The sequence below is a fragment of the Pseudomonas sp. MPR-R2A5 genome, from assembly GCF_058793055.1.
The window spans coordinates 82,339-100,466 of sequence record NZ_JBXAFK010000025.1; the positions used below are offsets into that span (position 1 = coordinate 82,339).

18 protein-coding genes are annotated in these 18,128 nt (G+C 60.0%); 11 read left to right on the forward strand and 7 right to left on the reverse strand.

Features of this window, described 5'->3' with window-relative positions; translation table 11 throughout:
* Positions 1-99: 99 nt before the first annotated feature.
* The 6 genes from AC1Q6I_RS18690 to AC1Q6I_RS18715 form a co-directional block, all read right to left on the reverse strand.
* Entirely contained in the window at positions 100-765 is a 666-nt protein-coding gene (locus AC1Q6I_RS18690; protein WP_102625013.1) for an outer membrane protein, read from the reverse strand.
* 189 nt (positions 766-954) lie between these two features.
* A complete protein-coding gene (locus tag AC1Q6I_RS18695; protein WP_041161049.1) occupies positions 955-1,272 on the reverse strand; it encodes a DUF2388 domain-containing protein in 318 nt (105 codons plus the stop codon).
* Between the two features lie 69 nt (positions 1,273-1,341).
* Complete coding sequence (locus AC1Q6I_RS18700; RefSeq protein ID WP_024077992.1) at positions 1,342-1,788, reverse strand: NfeD family protein; 447 nt, start codon at positions 1,786-1,788, stop codon at positions 1,342-1,344.
* A 10-nt stretch (positions 1,789-1,798) separates the two neighbouring features.
* Complete coding sequence (locus tag AC1Q6I_RS18705) at positions 1,799-2,719, reverse strand: SPFH domain-containing protein (protein WP_024077991.1); 921 nt, start codon at positions 2,717-2,719, stop codon at positions 1,799-1,801.
* 77 nt (positions 2,720-2,796) lie between these two features.
* Positions 2,797-4,476: a GspE/PulE family protein gene (locus AC1Q6I_RS18710; protein WP_102625012.1), complete on the reverse strand. Its 1,680-nt coding sequence runs from the start codon at positions 4,474-4,476 to the stop codon at positions 2,797-2,799.
* A gap of 76 nt (positions 4,477-4,552) precedes the next feature.
* Entirely contained in the window at positions 4,553-4,891 is a 339-nt protein-coding gene (locus tag AC1Q6I_RS18715; RefSeq protein ID WP_024077989.1) for an ACT-like domain-containing protein, read from the reverse strand.
* A gap of 127 nt (positions 4,892-5,018) precedes the next feature.
* Between AC1Q6I_RS18715 and AC1Q6I_RS18720 the strand changes: the two genes are divergently transcribed.
* Complete coding sequence (locus tag AC1Q6I_RS18720) at positions 5,019-5,489, forward strand: Lrp/AsnC family transcriptional regulator (RefSeq protein WP_024077988.1); 471 nt, start codon at positions 5,019-5,021, stop codon at positions 5,487-5,489.
* Positions 5,490-5,528: 39 nt separating this feature from the next.
* On the opposite strand, the gene AC1Q6I_RS18725 is transcribed toward AC1Q6I_RS18720, so the two are convergent.
* Positions 5,529-6,896: a CYTH domain-containing protein gene (locus AC1Q6I_RS18725; protein ID WP_102625011.1), complete on the reverse strand. Its 1,368-nt coding sequence runs from the start codon at positions 6,894-6,896 to the stop codon at positions 5,529-5,531.
* A 158-nt stretch (positions 6,897-7,054) separates the two neighbouring features.
* Between AC1Q6I_RS18725 and argE the strand changes: the two genes are divergently transcribed.
* The 10 genes from argE (at position 7,055) to AC1Q6I_RS18775 (ending at position 17,981) form a co-directional block, all read left to right on the forward strand.
* The gene (gene argE / locus AC1Q6I_RS18730; protein WP_024077986.1) at positions 7,055-8,203 is read left to right on the forward strand and encodes an acetylornithine deacetylase; all 1,149 of its coding nucleotides are present in this window, start codon (positions 7,055-7,057) and stop codon (positions 8,201-8,203) included.
* A 133-nt stretch (positions 8,204-8,336) separates the two neighbouring features.
* Complete coding sequence (gene argA / locus AC1Q6I_RS18735) at positions 8,337-9,638, forward strand: amino-acid N-acetyltransferase (RefSeq protein ID WP_024077985.1); 1,302 nt, start codon at positions 8,337-8,339, stop codon at positions 9,636-9,638.
* Between the two features lie 1,046 nt (positions 9,639-10,684).
* Entirely contained in the window at positions 10,685-12,055 is a 1,371-nt protein-coding gene (locus AC1Q6I_RS18740) for an OprD family porin (protein WP_069077239.1), read from the forward strand.
* 290 nt (positions 12,056-12,345) lie between these two features.
* On the forward strand, positions 12,346-12,984 hold the full coding sequence (locus AC1Q6I_RS18745; protein ID WP_102625010.1) for a peroxiredoxin: 639 nt from the start codon (positions 12,346-12,348) through the stop codon (positions 12,982-12,984).
* A gap of 317 nt (positions 12,985-13,301) precedes the next feature.
* A complete protein-coding gene (gene ssuE, locus AC1Q6I_RS18750; protein WP_024077982.1) occupies positions 13,302-13,895 on the forward strand; it encodes an NADPH-dependent FMN reductase in 594 nt (197 codons plus the stop codon).
* 98 nt (positions 13,896-13,993) lie between these two features.
* Complete coding sequence (locus AC1Q6I_RS18755; protein ID WP_102625009.1) at positions 13,994-14,962, forward strand: sulfonate ABC transporter substrate-binding protein; 969 nt, start codon at positions 13,994-13,996, stop codon at positions 14,960-14,962.
* A 25-nt stretch (positions 14,963-14,987) separates the two neighbouring features.
* Complete coding sequence (gene ssuD / locus AC1Q6I_RS18760; RefSeq protein WP_024077980.1) at positions 14,988-16,136, forward strand: FMNH2-dependent alkanesulfonate monooxygenase; 1,149 nt, start codon at positions 14,988-14,990, stop codon at positions 16,134-16,136.
* Positions 16,137-16,145: 9 nt separating this feature from the next.
* Positions 16,146-16,934, forward strand: a complete 789-nt coding sequence (gene ssuC / locus AC1Q6I_RS18765; protein WP_024077979.1) for an aliphatic sulfonate ABC transporter permease SsuC — start codon at positions 16,146-16,148, stop codon at positions 16,932-16,934.
* The gene (gene ssuB / locus AC1Q6I_RS18770; protein ID WP_024077978.1) at positions 16,931-17,737 is read left to right on the forward strand and encodes an aliphatic sulfonates ABC transporter ATP-binding protein; all 807 of its coding nucleotides are present in this window, start codon (positions 16,931-16,933) and stop codon (positions 17,735-17,737) included. The genes ssuC and ssuB overlap by 4 nt, the downstream gene beginning before the upstream one ends.
* 28 nt (positions 17,738-17,765) lie before the next feature.
* Positions 17,766-17,981 carry a TOBE domain-containing protein gene (locus AC1Q6I_RS18775; protein WP_003176783.1) on the forward strand — a complete coding sequence of 72 codons (216 nt, stop codon included), beginning with the start codon at positions 17,766-17,768 and terminating at the stop codon, positions 17,979-17,981.
* The last annotated feature ends 147 nt before the right edge of the window (positions 17,982-18,128 follow it).

An 18,128-nucleotide genomic window follows, 5' to 3' on the forward strand; every position in this document is an offset into this window, starting at 1 on the left:
TGGTTGCACGGCTCGACTGAATATAGCCTGTCGCCTGTGAATGAATCGTCAGCCGTTGCAAAAAGATCCGCCCGGTGGGCCGCATCTCGACAATAAGGGTCAGAAGGCCATTCGAGTTTCAAGAAACAGATTCTGCTCCTTGAGCTTGCCCTTGAGCTGTTCATCCCGTGCGTTTATGCGGTTGGCAAAGGTGTTGTAGCCGGTTTCAACATTGCCCATGCCCACATAGCGATAGCCCACCCCCAGGGTTGTTTCGTCACTGACCTTGGCGTCCAGTCCCAGGCCAACGCTATAGGCGAGATTGTACTGGCGGTGACTGGCGAAGCGCCGGGTGTCGTTGGCCTGGGTACCGTTGGCGTCAATCCGAGCCACGCCCACGCCGGCCATGCTGTAAAACGACAGCCAGGGGGTGATCGGAATGTCTTTGTAGCCATTGAGCATTAAACGCTGGCTTCGTGTGTGCAGGCTGTTGACGTTGGCGTTGAAAGGCGCCCAATAGGACTTGAACGTTGAGTTGCCAGGCAGGGTGTATTCGCCCTCCAGGCGCCAGCCTTCCCTGAGCGCGTAACCGGCCGCGAAGGATCCGGTGAACGTTTTGGCGTTGTTGGGGCCGTCTACCCGCGCGGTGACACGGGGGCTGGTCAGCAGAGCATTGGCAAGGTCCTGGCGGGCGCTGTTGAGTTTTGCCGAACCATACCAGCCTTCCGCCTGGGTGGTAGGGCTGGCGGTCGCGGCGAGTAACAGGGCGAAGGACAGCTTTTGCATGGTCGTCGATTCACTTTGATGTAAAAGGGGATCGATAGCTTGTTGCGGAGGGGGATCTAGCGTGAACAGGACTTCTCTGGCATTCATGGGCGAAGCCGGCGCCATTGGCTAATGAATTACCAGCTCTGGCTGTAGGATATCGGCGCAAAAAAATGCCGCTTCAAAAGCGGCATTTTTCATGGGGCAGTATTACTCGGAAGCGATGGCGTTTTTCGCCAGGATGGCATTGGCCAGTTCCATGTCCGTGGCTTTCAGGCCAGGGTTATCGGCACGGACCTTCTGCATCGCAGCCTCCAGGTACGGGCCACGGATGCCGCCGTCGCTGGCAACGAAGCTGCCGGCGTCGTCCTGGGCGGCAACCACCAACTTATGGTCCTTGAATGTCAGGTAAGTCGAGCCGGTAGTCGCGCCCGAGGAAATGACATTGCGCCAGAAACTGTCGGCCATGGCTGAGCCGACGGGGAGGGAAAGCACAGCGAGGGTTGCGACAGCATATTTGAGACGCATGATGGGTGACTCCGGGTGGGTTATCTGTACATTATGATTGTGGTTAGCCCAGCCGAGTTCCATCACTGACTAAACAGTTTCAACTTTCAGAATCGCGCCATCCTGGCCAACGACCCGTACTTGAGCGCCTACAGGCATATCCGGGCCGGTCACGATCCATACGCCATCACCGACTTTTATCTTGCCGCGCCCATCGACAATTGCCTGATGCACTATGAAGGTGCGGCCGATCAGCTCGGAGCCGCGCATGTTCAGCCCCGGCTGGTCGCTGGCCTTGGCGCTGCTGCGTTGGCGTTTCCACCAATACACCGCCGTCAGGATCGACAGGAGGGCGAACAGCAGCAGTTGCCATTCCAACCCGAGCGGCGGTACCAGGAACTTGATCACGCCCACGGCGGCGGCGGCGATCCCCATCCACAGCAGATAACCCCCGGCGCCGAACACCTCAAGAATCAACAACACAGTGCCCAGCGCCAGCCAATCCCAGAACGATAGATGCTGCAGGAAATCCCACATGTCGATCGCCTCAGCCTTTCTTGTTATCGAACGTGGCCTTGACGATCTCGCCGATTCCACCGACTGCACCGATCACCTGGCTGGCTTCCAGCGGCATCAGGATCACTTTGCTGTTATTGGCCGAAGCCAGCTTGCCCAGGGCATCGATGTATTTTTGCGCGACGAAGTAGTTGATGGCCTGCACGTTACCGGTGGCGATCGCTTCGGAAACGACCTGGGTCGCACGAGCCTCTGCTTCAGCCTGACGCTCACGGGCTTCGGATTCCAGGAACGCAGCCTGGCGGCCACCTTCGGCTTCAAGGATCTGTGCCTGCTTCTTGCCTTCGGCGGTCAGGATCGCCGACGCCCGCAGGCCCTCGGCCTCCAGAATCTGTGCACGCTTGATCCGCTCGGCTTTCATCTGGCCGGACATGGCGGCCATCAGGTCCGCAGGTGGGCTGATGTCCTTGATCTCGATCCGGGTGATCTTGATGCCCCACGGCGCGGTGGCTTCGTCGACCGTGCGCAGCAGTTTTTCGTTGATGCCGTCACGTTGGCTGAGCATGGCGTCCAGCTCCATGGAGCCGAGGACGGTACGGATATTGGTTTGCAGCAGGTTGCGGATGGCATGCTCGAGGTTGTTCACCTCGTAGGCCGCCTGGGCGGTGTTGACCACCTGGAAGAAGCACACGGCGTCGATCTGCACGGTGGCGTTGTCGGCGGTGATCACTTCCTGGGGAGGGATATCCAGCACGCTTTCCATCACGTTGATCTTGCGACCGATACGGTCCATGACCGGGATGATGATGTTGAGGCCCGGCTTGAGCGTGTTGGTGTAGCGCCCGAAACGCTCCACCGTCCACTGGTAGCCTTGGGGCACGACCTTGAAGCCCATGAAGAGAATGGCGACGGCCAAACCCACGAAAAGAAGCAGTACGGTTCCGATCTGCATAGCGATTCCCTATCTATTGGTGTCAGTGAAACGACGTTCGGCCGATTGTAGCGGTGTTGTCACGGATAAGAACGATTTCACGGTTCGACAAGCAAAGGATTTGTATCTGAATCCCCGGGCGTTACTCGTAATACTTCAGCCAGTGTGGTCAGCCCGGCGTTGACCTTGCGCAGGCCGGCGATACGCAGGCTGCACATGCCTTGTTTGAGCGCGGCCCGGCGCAAGGCCTGCACATCGGCGCCGGGGGTGATCAACGCTTTGAGCGTTTCGTCCATGACCATGATTTCGTACACGCCGGCCCTGCCTCGGTAACCGCTGTCTCGGCACTGCGCGCAGCCCACAGCTTCGTGGCGCTCATCCGCGACACGCTTGCAGTGCGGGCACAACAGCCGCACCAGGCGCTGCGCCATCACTCCAATCAGCGTAGCTTTGATCAAATAATGAGCAATTCCTAGTTCCTGTAAACGGCTGATAGCGCTGGGTGCATCGTTGGTGTGCAGCGTCGACAGTACCAGGTGCCCCGTCAATGCAGCCTGAATCGCCATTTCGGCGGTTTCCCTGTCGCGAATCTCGCCGATCATGATGATGTCCGGGTCCTGGCGCAGCAGGGCACGGATACCGCTGGCGAAGGTCAGGTCGATATTGGACTGCACCTGCATCTGGTTGAACGCCGGCTCGACCATCTCGATGGGGTCTTCCACCGTGCACAGGTTGACCTCGCGGGTCGCCAGTTGCTTGAGCGTGGTGTAAAGGGTGCTGGTCTTGCCCGAGCCGGTAGGGCCGGTGACCAGGATGATGCCACTGGTCTGGCGAACCATGGTGTGCCAGCGCCGCTGGTCTTCGGTGGGTAAGCCCAACTGATCGAAGTCCTTGAGTAGCACCTGGGGGTCGAAAATCCGCATCACCAGTTTCTCGCCGAACGCCGTGGGCAAGGTCGACAGGCGCAACTCCACTTCGGCGCCCGCCGGGCTTTTGGTCTTGACCCGGCCGTCCTGGGGTTTGCGTTTCTCCGCCACGTTCATCCGTCCGAGGCTTTTCAGGCGGCTGACCACGGCCACCGTTACCTGGGACGGAAATTGATAGACATCATGCAGCAACCCATCGATGCGAAAGCGCACCCGGCCCTGGTCCCGGCACGGTTCGACATGGATATCACTGGCGCGTTGGCCGAACGCGTACTGCAGCAGCCAGTCGACAATGTTGACGATGTGCGCGTCGTTGGCGTCCGGCTCCTGGTCGCCGCTGCCGAGGTTGAGCAGGTCGAAATGGCCCGGCGCTGCCATCTTGAGATCCGCGCCGCTGACCGACTTGGCCAGCCGGTAGAACTGCGCGATACAACGCTGGATATCCTGGGGATTGGCGACCACCCGCTTGATCGAGCGCTTGAGCACCTGCGCCAGCCCGGCTTCCCAGGCGGTGACATGGGGTTGGGCGCTGGCGATGGTGACGCTCTGCGCGTCCACGGCCACCGCCAGGATGGCGTGGCGTTGGGCAAAGGCGTGGGACATCAGCGGCACCACGGTTGCCACGTCGATTTTCAGGGGGTCGATACGCAGGTAGGCTTGCCCGGTGTGTCGGGCAAGCCATTGGGTCAGGGTTTCCAGGCAAGGGCCCAGGGCCGCGATGTGTTCCAGTGGGTGCTGGGTGTCGCTGGCCGGCAGCGTCGCCAGGCGCTGTGCCATGTCGGGCGTGATCAGCCCTTCTTCGAGCAGGGCCGGCAACAACGGGTGCAATTCCAATCGATGATCAACGGGCATGAGGCGTTTCCTGGGAGGCGTGATCCCAGGCTAGTCAGCCGCCAGTTTTCCTCCTCCCGATGTGTATTGCAGGCTTTTACTGGGCTCCCGCCGCCAGCGCCTGGGGCCGCACGGCATCGGCAGGCCAAACCTCGAGCGTGCACACGCTGATCAGGTTTCGAATCTTTTCACCAATCACCTGGGCACGGTGCCAGCTCAGGCCATCCATCACGATATCGAGGGTCAGCAGGTCTTCCTGCCGGTTCACATTGACCTGGCGCGGAGTCAGGAACTGCAACGCGAAATAGTTGAGTACCCGGCACAGCACATCCGGCTCAGCCTCGGCGACGATCTGATAATGCGCCTGGCAGTGAGCACTATCGACGGCCCAGGCATCGACGCGGCAAACGGAATGGGTGGTTTCAACGGCGTGCATGTTGGCTCTCCAGTTTCGACTGGAGAAATTTTTACATTCGCCAACGGAGATTTCTTATCTAAAATGGGCAATATTCACGCGTACTCGAATAATTCTATTCAATGTAAGCCACTAAGCAGGTTGTTTTATGCGTAGCGAGTTGGACGTCTATGATCGCCGCATCCTGGCCTTGCTGCAGGAGGATGCTTCGCTCTCCAGCGCGCAGATCGCCGAACAGGTCGGGCTGTCCCAGTCACCTTGCTGGCGGCGCATCCAGCGGCTCAAGGAGGAAGGGGTGATCCGCGGCCAGGTCACCCTGTTGGATCGCAAGAAAATCGGCCTCAATACGCAGATTTTTGCCGAGGTCAAACTCAACGCCCACGGGCGATCCAACTTCACTGAGTTTACCGAGGCGATCCGCGGCTTTCCGGAAGTGCTGGAGTGTTATGTGCTGATGGGGGCGGTGGATTTTCTGCTGCGTATCGTCACCTCGGATATCGAGGCGTACGAGCGGTTTTTCTTTGAGAAGTTGTCGATGGTGCCGGGGATTCAGGAGGTCAACTCGATTGTGGCACTGTCCGAGATCAAGTCGACCACCAGCCTGCCAGTATTGCGTTGACTGTACCGGCCTTATCGGGGGCTTGCCCCCGATGGCGATTTACAGACGCAGCAGGGTTTTCCAGGCACGGTTCTGATACACCGCGATGGCCTGATGCATGCGCGCATCCAGCGATTCATCGGTGATCGGCTGGTTGGCCAGTTGTGCCAGTTTGTTCAGCTCGCCGTACAAACGGTCCAGCTCCGGGATGTCCACCACCTGGCGTGCATGGTGCAGCCAGGCCTGGATGCGTTCGATGCGCGGCAGTTGCTCGGCGAGGTCTTCCGGTTGCTGCTGGTAGCGCGGCAGTTGCAGGGCGACGGCATCTTCGGCCAGCAGGCGCGGCAGCCAGTTGGTGATTTGCGCAGCACCCTGACGGTTGCCGCGTACGTTGCGGTCGGTGGTCCAGGTGCGGTTCAGCAACCAGCGGGAGGTGTTCAGCGAGAACAGGCCCCAGCGTACGTCAGTCAATTCTTCAGCGAACTGTTCCGGCGCGGCTTTGCGAATGTCTTCGTCGTCATCACCGGCCTGGACCAGCGGGCGCCAGTCTTCCAGCAGGGCGTCGAGGGCGCTGCGCAGTTCGCTGGTGGATTGGCGCGGGGCGGCCTGGCCGAGGCTGCCAAGCAGGGCACGCAGTTCGCCGAGGTTCTCGACCCAGTCTTGCAACAGGCGCCAGTGGCCATTGAAGCGGTATTGCTCGGCCAGGCGCTGGCTGCTGCCCAGCAGGTGCCACATGATCGCGGCGAAGGCGTCGTCCAGCGGCATTTCAGCCTGCAATTGGGGCGCCGGTAGGCTCAGTGAGTAGCTGCTGGCGTCGTACAGGCGGTAGCCGCGCTCAGCCTTGCTGATGTCACACGGCATCAGGGCCAGGGTCTCAGCCAGTTCAGCGGCCAGCTCCAGCAGGGCGGACGGTTCGCCTTCACGCAGTTCCAGTTCCAGCTCGCAGATTTCTTCTTTCTGCTTGCCAGCCACCACATGGCCCAGGTCCAGGGCGGCTTCGATCACCACCTTGGCTTTGCCGCGGCCCCAAGCGATTTCGGCGCGTTCGCGCACGAAGTCGGTGGTGAAGATTGGCTTGAGGGTTTTCTTGTCCAGCTCGGCCAGTTGCTCGGGCCAGCATTCGCCGTCGAGTTTCTTGACGTCGAGCTTGGCTTTGGGCAATTCCCAGTTGTATTCGTTACGTTCCGACAAGCCAGCGACGCTTTGGCCACGGGTCTTGAGGGTCTGGATAATGTCGTCACCGTCCTTGCGCAGGCGCAGGGCAACCTTGGCCTGGGCCAGGTCGCGCTCGGGGGTGTCGAAATACTGGTTCATCAACTCACGGCGTTCCCAGCCACTTTTGTTGCGTTTTTTCAGTAGCGGGTGCTCACGCAGCGCGGCGAGTGTTTCGCGGCTGACGCGGAGCTTGATTTCGGTTTCTTTCTGCATGGCCGGAAAATCCAGGATCGGGAGCGCAGCCGGGGAAAAGAGTGGCTGCCAAGGTCGTGCAGTGTACAGGACTGAGCCCGGCAGCGCGCCGCAACGGTTTATTGTGTCGTGCAGATGCCTCTATAGTGAGGCTCATCCGGGAAGTAGGGAGACCGCGCATGCCGTTGCCGTCCATGAAAGAGCAATTCGCCGCCTTGATTGCCGCGCCGTCGGTCAGTTGTACCCAGGCGTCTCTCGACCAGAGCAATCGCCCGGTGATTGACCTGCTTGCCAGTTGGCTGGGCGACCTGGGATTCGCCATCGACATCCAGCCCGTCAGCCCCGGCAAGTTCAACCTGTTGGCCAGTTTCGGCAGCGGCCCGGGTGGCTTGGTGCTGGCAGGTCATAGTGACACCGTTCCTTATGACCCGGCGCTGTGGAAGACCGACCCCCTCAAGCTGACGGAAGTCGATGGCCGCTGGGTCGGATTGGGCAGTTGTGACATGAAGGGTTTCTTCGCGCTGGCCATCGAAGCGGTGTTGCCGCTGCTGGAGCAGCCGTTCAAGCAGCCGCTGCTGATCCTCGCCACCTGCGATGAAGAGAGCTCCATGTCTGGCGCCCGTGCCTTGGCGGCCGCCGGGCGCCCGCTGGGGCGTGCGGCGGTGATTGGCGAGCCGACCGGCCTCAAGCCGATCCGCCTGCACAAAGGCGTGATGATGGAGCGCATCGATATTCTCGGCCAAAGCGGCCATTCGTCAGACCCGAGCCTGGGCCACAGCGCCCTTGAGGCCATGCACGATGCCATCGGCGAATTGCGCGGCCTGCGCCTGGCCTGGCAGCGCGAGTACCGCAACCCGCAATTCAGTGTGCCGCAGCCGACCCTGAATTTCGGCTGCATCCATGGCGGCGACAATCCCAACCGCATCTGTGGCCAGTGTTCCCTGGAATTCGACCTGCGGCCCCTGCCGGGCATGGACCCCCAGGCGTTGCGCGCCGCCATCCGGCAGAGACTCGAACCGCTCGCCGAACGCCATCAAGTCAAGATCGACTACGCGCCGTTGTTCCCCGAAGTGCCGCCGTTCGAACAGGCCGAAGACGCCGAGCTGGTGCGGGTAGCGGAACGATTGACCGGTCATCGTGCCGAAGCAGTAGCGTTTGGCACCGAAGCGCCTTATCTTCAGCGCCTTGGTTGTGAAACCCTGGTATTGGGCCCAGGCGATATCGCTTGTGCCCACCAGCCGGGCGAGTACCTCGAAATGTCACGCTTGACGCCTACAGTGCGTCTATTGCGTGAGCTGATCGAGCATTACTGCCTCAAACCTGCATAAATTAACCCCCGTCCATTCGTACATAAGGAGAGCGAGCGTGTCGCCAAGCCTGTTCCGACGATAACCATCAGCCCGCTGTGCGTTTTCACGACTCATCCTTTTTCGGCTGCTTTTTATTACAGGCCCAGGTTCCATGCCCGAATACGTCAATTGGCTTCGTCACGCTTCGCCCTACATCAACGCCCACCGCGACTGCACCTTTGTGGTCATGCTGCCCGGCGACGGTGTGGAACACCCGAATTTCGGCAATATCGTCCACGACCTGGTGCTGCTTCACAGCCTGGGCGTGCGCCTGGTGCTGGTACACGGTTCGCGCCCGCAGATCGAAGCACGCCTTGAAGCACGCGGCCTGACCCCGGCTTACCACGATGGTTTGCGCATCACCGATGCCGCAACACTGGAATGCGTGATCGATGCGGTCGGCCACCTGCGTATCGCTATCGAGGCGCGGCTGTCCATGGACATGGCCTCGTCGCCGATGCAGGGTTCGCGCCTGCGGGTGGCCAGCGGCAACCTGGTCACCGCGCGGCCGATCGGCGTGCTCGAAGGCGTGGACTACCACCACACCGGCGAAGTGCGCCGGGTCGACCGCAAGGGCATCAATCGCCTGCTGGACGAGCGCTCCATCGTGCTGTTGTCGCCCCTGGGGTATTCGCCCACCGGCGAGATCTTCAACCTGGCCTGCGAAGACGTCGCCACCCGCGCCGCCATCGACCTGGGCGCCGACAAGCTGCTGCTGTTTGGTGCCGACCTGGGCCTGATCGATGAAAACGGTCGCCTGGTCCGTGAACTGCGCCCGCAACAAGTGCCGGCGCACCTGCAACGCCTGGGCAGCAGCAACTACCAGGCCGAATTGCTCGATGCAGCGGCCCAGGCCTGCCGTGGCGGGGTAGGGCGCAGCCATATCGTCAGCTACGCCGAAGACGGCGCGTTGCTCACCGAACTGTTTACCCGGGACGGCGGCGGTACGCTGGTGGCCCAGGAGCAATTCGAACTGGTGCGCGAGGCGGCGATTGAAGACGTCGGCGGCTTGCTTGACTTGATCAGCCCGCTGGAAGAGCAGGGCATCCTGGTGCGCCGCTCGCGGGAGGTGCTGGAGCGTGAGATCGAGCAATTCAGCGTGGTGGAGCGCGAAGGCATGATCATCGCCTGTGCGGCGCTGTATCAGATTGCGGAGTCGGACGCGGGGGAGCTGGCGTGCCTGGCGGTCAACCCGGAGTACCGCCATGGCGGCCGTGGTGATGAGCTGCTGGAGCGCATCGAGACGCGTGCCCGGGCGCAGGGCTTGAAGACGTTGTTCGTCCTCACCACGCGCACGGCCCATTGGTTCCGTGAGCGCGGTTTCGTACCGAGCAGTGTGGACCGCCTGCCGTCGGCACGGGCGTCACTGTACAACTATCAGCGTAACTCGAAGATTTTCGAAAAGGCCCTGTAGGCCCGACTCGATAGATGAATGAAATTGCAATGTGGGGCGGGCTTGCTCCCGATGCGGTGGATCAGTCAATGAGTGTCGATCTGAACTACCGAAATCGGGAGCAAGCCCCCTCCCACAGTTGATCTGCCCAGGGGCTGATAAATACGTCGGTCACACTGCTTTGATCCCTTCCCCATACCTTCAAAACCCTTGCCGTGTCCCCTTTAAGCGGGGCGTCGGCTTGTCGCGCCTGTGCATTCTGGAATGTAAGGCCGGCCAACGGTTCGGGGATGCCGACGGTGTTTAAACCTGTCAGTTTGGCGATTTTCTGTGTCGGTTAAAATCCATCATCCGGCCGTCTTTCTGGGCCACCTGGTCGGCGGATTTCAGGTTCACGCCGTTGATTTGTCTGGTGCCCAGCCCCCAAAGGCGCCAGTGCAACAGGCAGGCCGTAATGAGACAAGGAGGGGGTAATGGTTTTTGTCGAGCCGGTCTTGGGGTGCGTCAATTTGACTGCCGTGAACCCCTACTAAAGTTTCAGAATTCTTGATTTGAGCCGATACGATCAAGGCGGCAGTGGGTAGATTGCACTAGGCTGCCGTGGTCAGAACGCTCCATACGACGGCTTTAATCCCGGAAAAAATATTAGCGATACAAAAACTGTAACAAATTGACGGGAGGATGCGCGTTTGGCCATGATGGCGTCGCTTTTTTGATCGTGGGTGACGTATGCAACCCCGCGGCCATACTGAGCGATCTAAAAAAAGGCTAACAAATACCCTTTAGGAATTAGCTCGTGGAGTAGTTGGTCTAGGCTGACTCGCTCACCCCATGCTAGGGCTTATTCCCAAATCGTATGAAAAAGAATGAAACAATTCTTTTTGGGTGTATGAAAAACTCATTACCCTGCAGGGACCAAATCAACTGTGATTAGACGAAGGTAGTAGACACACAAGGTTACGATTGACTTGTCAGTCACTATCCGGTGCTAATCGCGCATCTGTGGATCGAGGGCGTCAGACCCGAGACCAAAGAAATACAAAAATTAGAAATGAGAGGAGCGGTACATGAAGAAGTCCACCTTGGCACTGTCTGTAGCTTTGGGCGTAATCGCTCAGCAAGCAGGCGCTGCCGGTTTCATCGAAGACAGCCACGCCACACTGAGTGCGCGTAACTTCTACATCAACACTGATAACCGTGATGGCCAGCCATCGGCGACCTCGAACACCCGCAGCAAGAACGCTGAATGGGGCCAAGGCTTCGACCTGCGTTTCATCTCGGGTTACACCCAGGGCACTGTCCAGTTCGGCGTTGATGCGATCGGCCTGTACGGCGTGCGTCTGGATTCGAGCCGTGCAGAACACGGTAACTACACCGGTACTGCTTCCGGCGGCACCGTGTTCCCAAGCGACGGCAACACCGCTGTCAATGATTTCGCCAGCCTGGGCGTGACCGGCAAGGTCAAGATCTCCCAAACCGAACTGAAGCTGGGCACCCTGCAGCCTAAGCTGCCAGTTATCGTGACCAACGATGGTCGTCTGCTGCCGCAAACCTTCCAAGGTGGCCAGATCACTACCAACGATATCAAGGATTTGACCTTGGTTGCTGGTCAGGTCGAAAAGGCCAAGGGTCGTAACTCCAGCAACAACGAAAACCTGTCGATTGGCGGTGCCAACGGCAGCTCCAACTACAACGCAGGCAAGTTCACCAACAAGTTCTACTACGCCGGTGGTGACTACAAACTCACCAAAGACCTGACCGCCCAGTACTACTACGGCAACCTGGAAGACTTCTACAAGCAGCACTTCCTGGGTCTGACCCACAACTGGGCAATCGGCCCGGGCGTTTTGAAATCTGACCTGCGTTATTTCAACAGCTCTGACGATGGTAAAAACGGCAATACCCCTGCTTACTACAGCAGCGGTAACTACAACGGCTTCAGCGGCGGCAAGGGTAAGGTTGACAACAACCTGTACAGCGGCCTGTTCCTGTACACCGTTGCCGGTCACACCTTCGGTGGCGGTTACCAGGTCAGCAACGGTAGCAGCGACTTCCCTTGGTTGAACCAAGGCGACGGTTCGTCGGCTTACCTGACCACTGACATGCAGATCCAGAAGTTTGCCCGTGCCGGCGAACGCACCTGGCAAGCTCGCTACGCTTATGACTTCGCTAAAGTCGGCGTACCTGGCCTGACTGCTGGTGTTGTTTACCTCAAGGGTAGCGACATCGACACTGTTGGCACCAACGCTGCTCGTACTGAAATCACCGGTCAATCCGAGTGGGAACGTGACATCACCGTTGCCTACGTGATTCCAGAAGGCCCGCTGAAAAACCTCGGCGTTGCCTGGAAAAACGCTATGTGGCGTACCGACCTGGCGAACACCCGTTCCCAGGACGAAAACCGCCTGATCGTCAGCTACTCGCTGCCACTGTTCTAGTAGCGTAACGCTGTTGTAAGACTGTAAACCTTGCCCGGCGCAATGCCGGGCAAGGTGTCTTGCTTTTCAAGTCGGGCTCAACCCCCGCAAGCCCTTCCTGAACCCCTCTTCGTACAGCGTCTCAAGGCCTTCTCAAACCTTGAAATGGATGTTGCTCCTTGCCCGTTCCGGCGTCCAATGAACAGATTTTTAATATTCCATTATCATCTAGATAAATCGATATTTATTCTTTTTAAATTATCCACAATGCATGCACAGTGGGCTCCATAGCACTCACCAGGAGCCACACCATGAGCCTAAGACTGGGCGACATCGCCCCCGACTTCGAACAGGATTCCAGCGCCGGCAAGATTCGTTTCCACGAATGGCTGGGCGACAGCTGGGGGGTGTTGTTTTCCCACCCGGCAGACTTCACCCCGGTGTGCACCACCGAGCTGGGCTTTACCGCCAAGCTCAAGGAGGAATTCGCCAAGCGCGGCGTCAAGGCCATCGCCCTGTCGGTAGACCCGGTGGACTCGCACCACAAGTGGATCGAAGACATCAACGAAACCCAGCACACGATCGTCAACTTCCCGATCCTGGCCGATGCCGACCGCAAGGTCTCGGACCTCTACGACCTGATCCACCCGAACGCCAGTGACACCCTCACCGTACGTTCCTTGTTCGTGATCGACCCGAACAAGAAGATCCGCCTGACCATCACCTACCCGGCCAGCACCGGTCGCAATTTCCACGAAATCCTGCGGGTGATCGACTCGTTGCAACTGACCGACAACTACAAAGTCGCGACGCCCGCCAACTGGCAGGACGGCGATGAAGTGGTGATCGTGCCGTCGCTCAAGGACGAGGAAGAGATCAAGAAGCGCTTTCCGAAGGGGTATCGAGCGGTGAAGCCATACCTGCGTCTCACCCCGCAACCCAACCGCTGACACAGGACCCATGTGGGAGGGGGCTTGCTCCCGATAGCGGTGCGTCAGGACTGAATGTGTCGACTGACACGCTGCTATCGGGAGCAAGCCCCCTCCCACAGGTTGAGCGCATTTCAAGTCACACATAGCAGGGGTTTTCAGGCCGTTTCGACGGCCTTTTTTTTCGCCTGTGAATTTATCTATGCTTTATGCATTTAAAGAATAAACAAATGAAAAAATAAGATTTATAGATATATAAATCTGCTGATATGGTCTGTTCCATCTTGGCGCCATCGCCACACAGCGAACCGCCGACACTTGCTTAAGGAATTTCCTAGATGCTGGTCGTAACACTTGGAGGCAGTCCCAGCCAGCGTTCGCGCTCCGGGGTGTTGCTGGATAAAACCCGTCAGTGGTTGCAACACAAAGGCGTGGAAGTCGTGAGTTACCAGATACGGGACTTCCCGGCCGAAGACTTGCTGCACGCCCGCTTCGACAGCCCCAAGGTCATCGACCTGCTGCAACAGGTGGCCAATGCAGACGGCCTGGTGATCGCCACGCCGGTGTACAAGGCCTCGTTCTCCGGCGCGCTGAAGACCGTGCTCGACCTGCTGCCGGAACGCGCCCTGGCCCACAAGATCGTGCTGCCCATGGCGACCGGCGGCAGCATCGCCCACATGTTGGCGGTGGACTACGCGCTCAAGCCGGTGTTGTCGGCATTGAAAGCCCAGGAGCTGCTCCACGGGATTTTCGCCGAAGACAGCCAGATCGCTTATGGCGAAGGCAGTGCCCAGGCGCAGTTGGTGCCGGTGCTCGAACACCGTTTGCACGAGGCCCTGGAGACGCTTTATGGCGCCATGGCCCGTCGCCCGAAACCGCTGGACCCGCATGTGTTGAATGAACGTTTGTTGAGTGCTCGCTGGAGCATTTAAGTAAGCCTCACCGCTATATAGAAGTACTCACCTTACTCAGCCGCCAACGGCCAAGCAGGTGCAGCCAACCCCTTCATCGCATTTTTGGAGAGAGCGCCATGCGCACTGTCATCTTGCGTCGTGGTCTGGTCGCGCTGTTTGCCGCGGCTGTGTCCTTCGGCGCCATCGCTCAAGCCCACGCCGCCGAAACCCTGCGGATCGGTTATCAGAAGTACGGCACCCTGGTGCTGCTCAAGGCCAAGGGCACCCTGGAAAAACGCCTGGCCGCCCAAGGCGTGCAGGTGCAATGGACTGAGTTCCCTGGCGGCCCGCAGTTGCTCGAAGGCTTGAACGTGGGCTCTATCGACTTCGGCGTCACCGGCGAGACCCCGCCGGTGTTTGCCCAGGCGGCCGGTGCCGACTTGCTCTACGTTGCCTACGAGCCGCCCGCGCCGACCAGCGAAGCGATCCTGGTACCGAAAGATTCGCCGATCAAATCCGTGGCCGAACTCAAGGGCAAGAAAGTTGTGCTCAATAAAGGCTCGAACGTGCACTACCTGCTGGTACGTGCCCTGGAAGACGCCGGCCTGAAATACACCGATGTACAAACCGTATTCCTGCCGCCCGCCGATGCCCGTGCCGCGTTCGAGCGTGGCAGTGTCGACGCCTGGGTTATCTGGGACCCGTATCAGGCCGCCGCCGAGAAACAACTGCAAGCGCGCACCCTGCGTGACGGCACCGGCATTGCCGACAACCACCAGTTCTACCTGGCCACCAAACCCTATGCCGAAAAACACCCCGAAGTGATCAAGGCGCTGGTGGAAGAAGTACGCGCGGTGGGCGAATGGTCCAAGGCCAACCCCCAGGAAGTCACCGAACAAGTCGCTCCGCTGCTTGGCTTGCCGGCCGACATCACCCTGACTTCGGTGAAGCGGCAAGGCTACGACGCGCTGTTCCTGACCCCGGAAGTGGTGGCGGCCCAGCAGAAAATCGCTGACAGCTTCTACCAACTCAAATTGATCCCCAAACCCTTGAGCATCAAGGACGTGATCTGGACGCCACCTGCCGCCGTGGCCAAAGCGCCGTAATTCGACTTCTTCAGGAGACAACTCCATGAGCCTCAATATTTTCTGGTTCCTGCCTACTCACGGCGACGGCCATTACCTTGGCACCGCCGAAGGCGCTCGCGCCGTCGACCACGGTTATTTGCAACAAGTGGCCCAGGCCGCTGACCGTCTCGGTTTTGGCGGGGTATTGATCCCCACCGGCCGGTCCTGCGAAGACTCGTGGCTGGTGGCCGCCTCGCTGATTCCGGTGACCCAGCGTTTGAAATTCCTTGTGGCGCTGCGCCCTGGGATCATTTCCCCGACGGTGGCGGCGCGTCAGGCCGCGACCCTCGACCGCCTGTCCGGTGGCCGGGCGTTGTTCAACCTGGTGACCGGTGGCGACCCGGAAGAATTGGCTGGCGACGGTTTGTTCCTCAGTCACGAAGAGCGCTACCAGGCCTCGGTGGAATTCACTCGCATCTGGCGGCGCGTGCTGGAAGGCGAGACCGTGGATTACGACGGCCAGCACATCAGTGTCAAAGGCGCCAAGCTGCTTTACCCACCGATCCAGCAACCGCGTCCGCCGCTGTACTTCGGCGGTTCCTCGGAAGCGGCCCAGGACCTGGCCGCTGAGCAAGTGGACATGGTGCTGACCTGGGGCGAGCCACCGGCTGCCGTTGCCGAAAAAATCGAACAGGTGCGGGCCAAGGCGGCGAAGCTGGGGCGCACCGTGCGTTTCGGCATTCGTCTGCATGTGATCGTGCGCGAAACCAACGCTGAAGCCTGGAAAGCCGCCGACAAACTGATCTCCCACCTGGACGACGACACCATCGCCCGTGCCCAGGCTTCCCTGGCGCGCTTCGATTCCGTCGGCCAGCAACGCATGGCGGCCTTGCATGGCGGCAGCCGCGACAACCTGGAAGTCAGTCCCAACCTGTGGGCGGGCGTTGGCCTGGTACGCGGCGGGGCAGGCACTGCGCTGGTGGGCGATGGTCCGACCGTGGCCGCCCGGGTCAAGGAGTACGCAGCGTTGGGCATCGACACCTTTATCTTCTCCGGCTATCCACACTTGGAAGAGTCGTATCGCGTGGCCGAACTGCTGTTCCCACACCTGGATATCGAACGTCCCGAGCTGCCGAAAAGCGCCGGTTACGTCAGCCCGTTCGGCGAGATGGTGGCCAACGATATCCTTCCCAAAGCTGCATCACAGAGCTGAGGCAGCGCCATGAACCTTGAAAAATTGAGCCATCGCGTGGCGCCGTGGGTGTTGCCGGTATTGTTGTTGGCGGTGTGGCAGCTGTCAGTGTCGGCGGGCTGGTTGTCGACGCGCATCCTGCCGGCGCCCAGCGCGGTGATTGAGGCTGGGGTCAACCTGGTGCGCAGCGGCGAAATCTGGACGCACCTGGCGATCAGTGGCTGGCGGGCCGGCCTGGGCTTTGTGATCGGTGGCGGCATCGGCCTGGCGCTTGGGTTTATCACCGGCCTGTCGACGTGGGGCGAACGCCTGCTGGACAGCTCGGTGCAGATGATCCGTAACGTGCCGCACCTGGCGCTGATTCCATTGGTGATCCTGTGGTTCGGCATCGACGAGACCGCGAAGATTTTCCTGGTGGCCCTCGGCACGCTGTTCCCGATCTACCTCAACACCTACCACGGCATCCGCAACGTCGACCCGGCGTTGGTGGAAATGTCGCGCAGCTATGGCTTGTCCGGTTTCAGCCTGTTCTGGCAAGTGATCCTGCCGGGTGCGCTGCCTTCGATCCTGGTGGGCGTGCGGTTTGCCCTGGGCTTTATGTGGCTGACGCTGATCGTGGCGGAAACGATCTCTGCCAGCTCCGGGATTGGCTACCTGGCGATGAACGCTCGCGAATTCCTGCAAACCGACGTGGTGGTGTTGGCCATCGTGATGTACGCCATCCTCGGCAAGCTGGCCGACCTGGCCGCGCGCGGCCTGGAACGTGTATGGCTGCGCTGGCACCCGGCGTATCAAGTCAATAAAGGAGGTGCGGCATGACTGCTCAACAACCTCCACGCCTGTTGAAAGGCATCCCGCTGGCGGTGCGTAAGTTGCGCAAGGCCTTTGGCGCGCGGGAAGTGCTGAAGGGCATCGACCTGCATATCCCCGCGGGCCAGTTCGTCGCCGTGGTCGGGCGCAGCGGTTGCGGTAAAAGTACCTTGCTGCGCCTGTTGGCCGGCCTGGACAAAGCCAGCGGCGGCGAGCTGCTGGCCGGTTCAGCGCCGCTGAGCGAGGCGATTGAAGACACGCGGTTGATGTTCCAGGAAGCGCGCCTGCTGCCGTGGAAAAAGATCATCGACAACGTCGGGCTTGGCCTCAAAGGCAACTGGCGCCCTAAAGCCTTGGAAGCCTTGGAAGCGGTCGGCCTGGCCGAGCGTGCCAATGAGTGGCCGGCGGCCTTGTCCGGTGGGCAGAAGCAGCGGGTGGCGTTGGCTCGCGCCTTGATCCACCAGCCGCGCCTGCTGCTGCTCGACGAACCGCTGGGTGCCCTGGACGCCCTGACCCGTATCGAGATGCAGCAACTGATCGAAAACCTCTGGCAAAAACACGGCTTCACGGTGTTGCTGGTGACCCATGACGTCAGTGAAGCCGTGGCCATTGCCGACCGGGTGATCCTGATCGAAGACGGCGAAATCGGCCTGGACCTGCTCGTCGATCTGCCGCGTCCACGCGCCCGTGGCTCACACCGCCTGGCCGCGCTGGAAGCGCAAGTGCTCAACCGTGTGCTGTCGTTGCCCGGCACCCCGCCGGAGCCCGAACCTGTTTCACCGTTGCCTACGCAATTGCGTTGGGCTCAATAACTCACTTGTCCCACGAAGGAAGAACACCATGACTATTAAAGCCATCAACGTGCGTAACCAGTTCAAAGGCACCATCAAGGAAATCGTGGTAGGCGACGTGCTGTCGGAAATCGACGTGCAGACGGCATCCGGCATCGTCACTTCCGTGATCACCACCCGCTCGGTCAAAGAGCTGGAGCTGGTGATTGGCAGCGAAGTGATTGCCTTTGTTAAGTCCACCGAGGTGTCGATCGCCAAGTTGTGATTTGCGTCGCTCTTGAGGCCGTCATCGGGGGCAAGCCCCCCCACATGTTGATCTGTGAACACATTCAAAATGTGGGAGGGGGCTTGCCCCGGTACAAACCGGGGACATCGTTTACATTTCTAACCGGGGACATGGTTTACAGGTTAA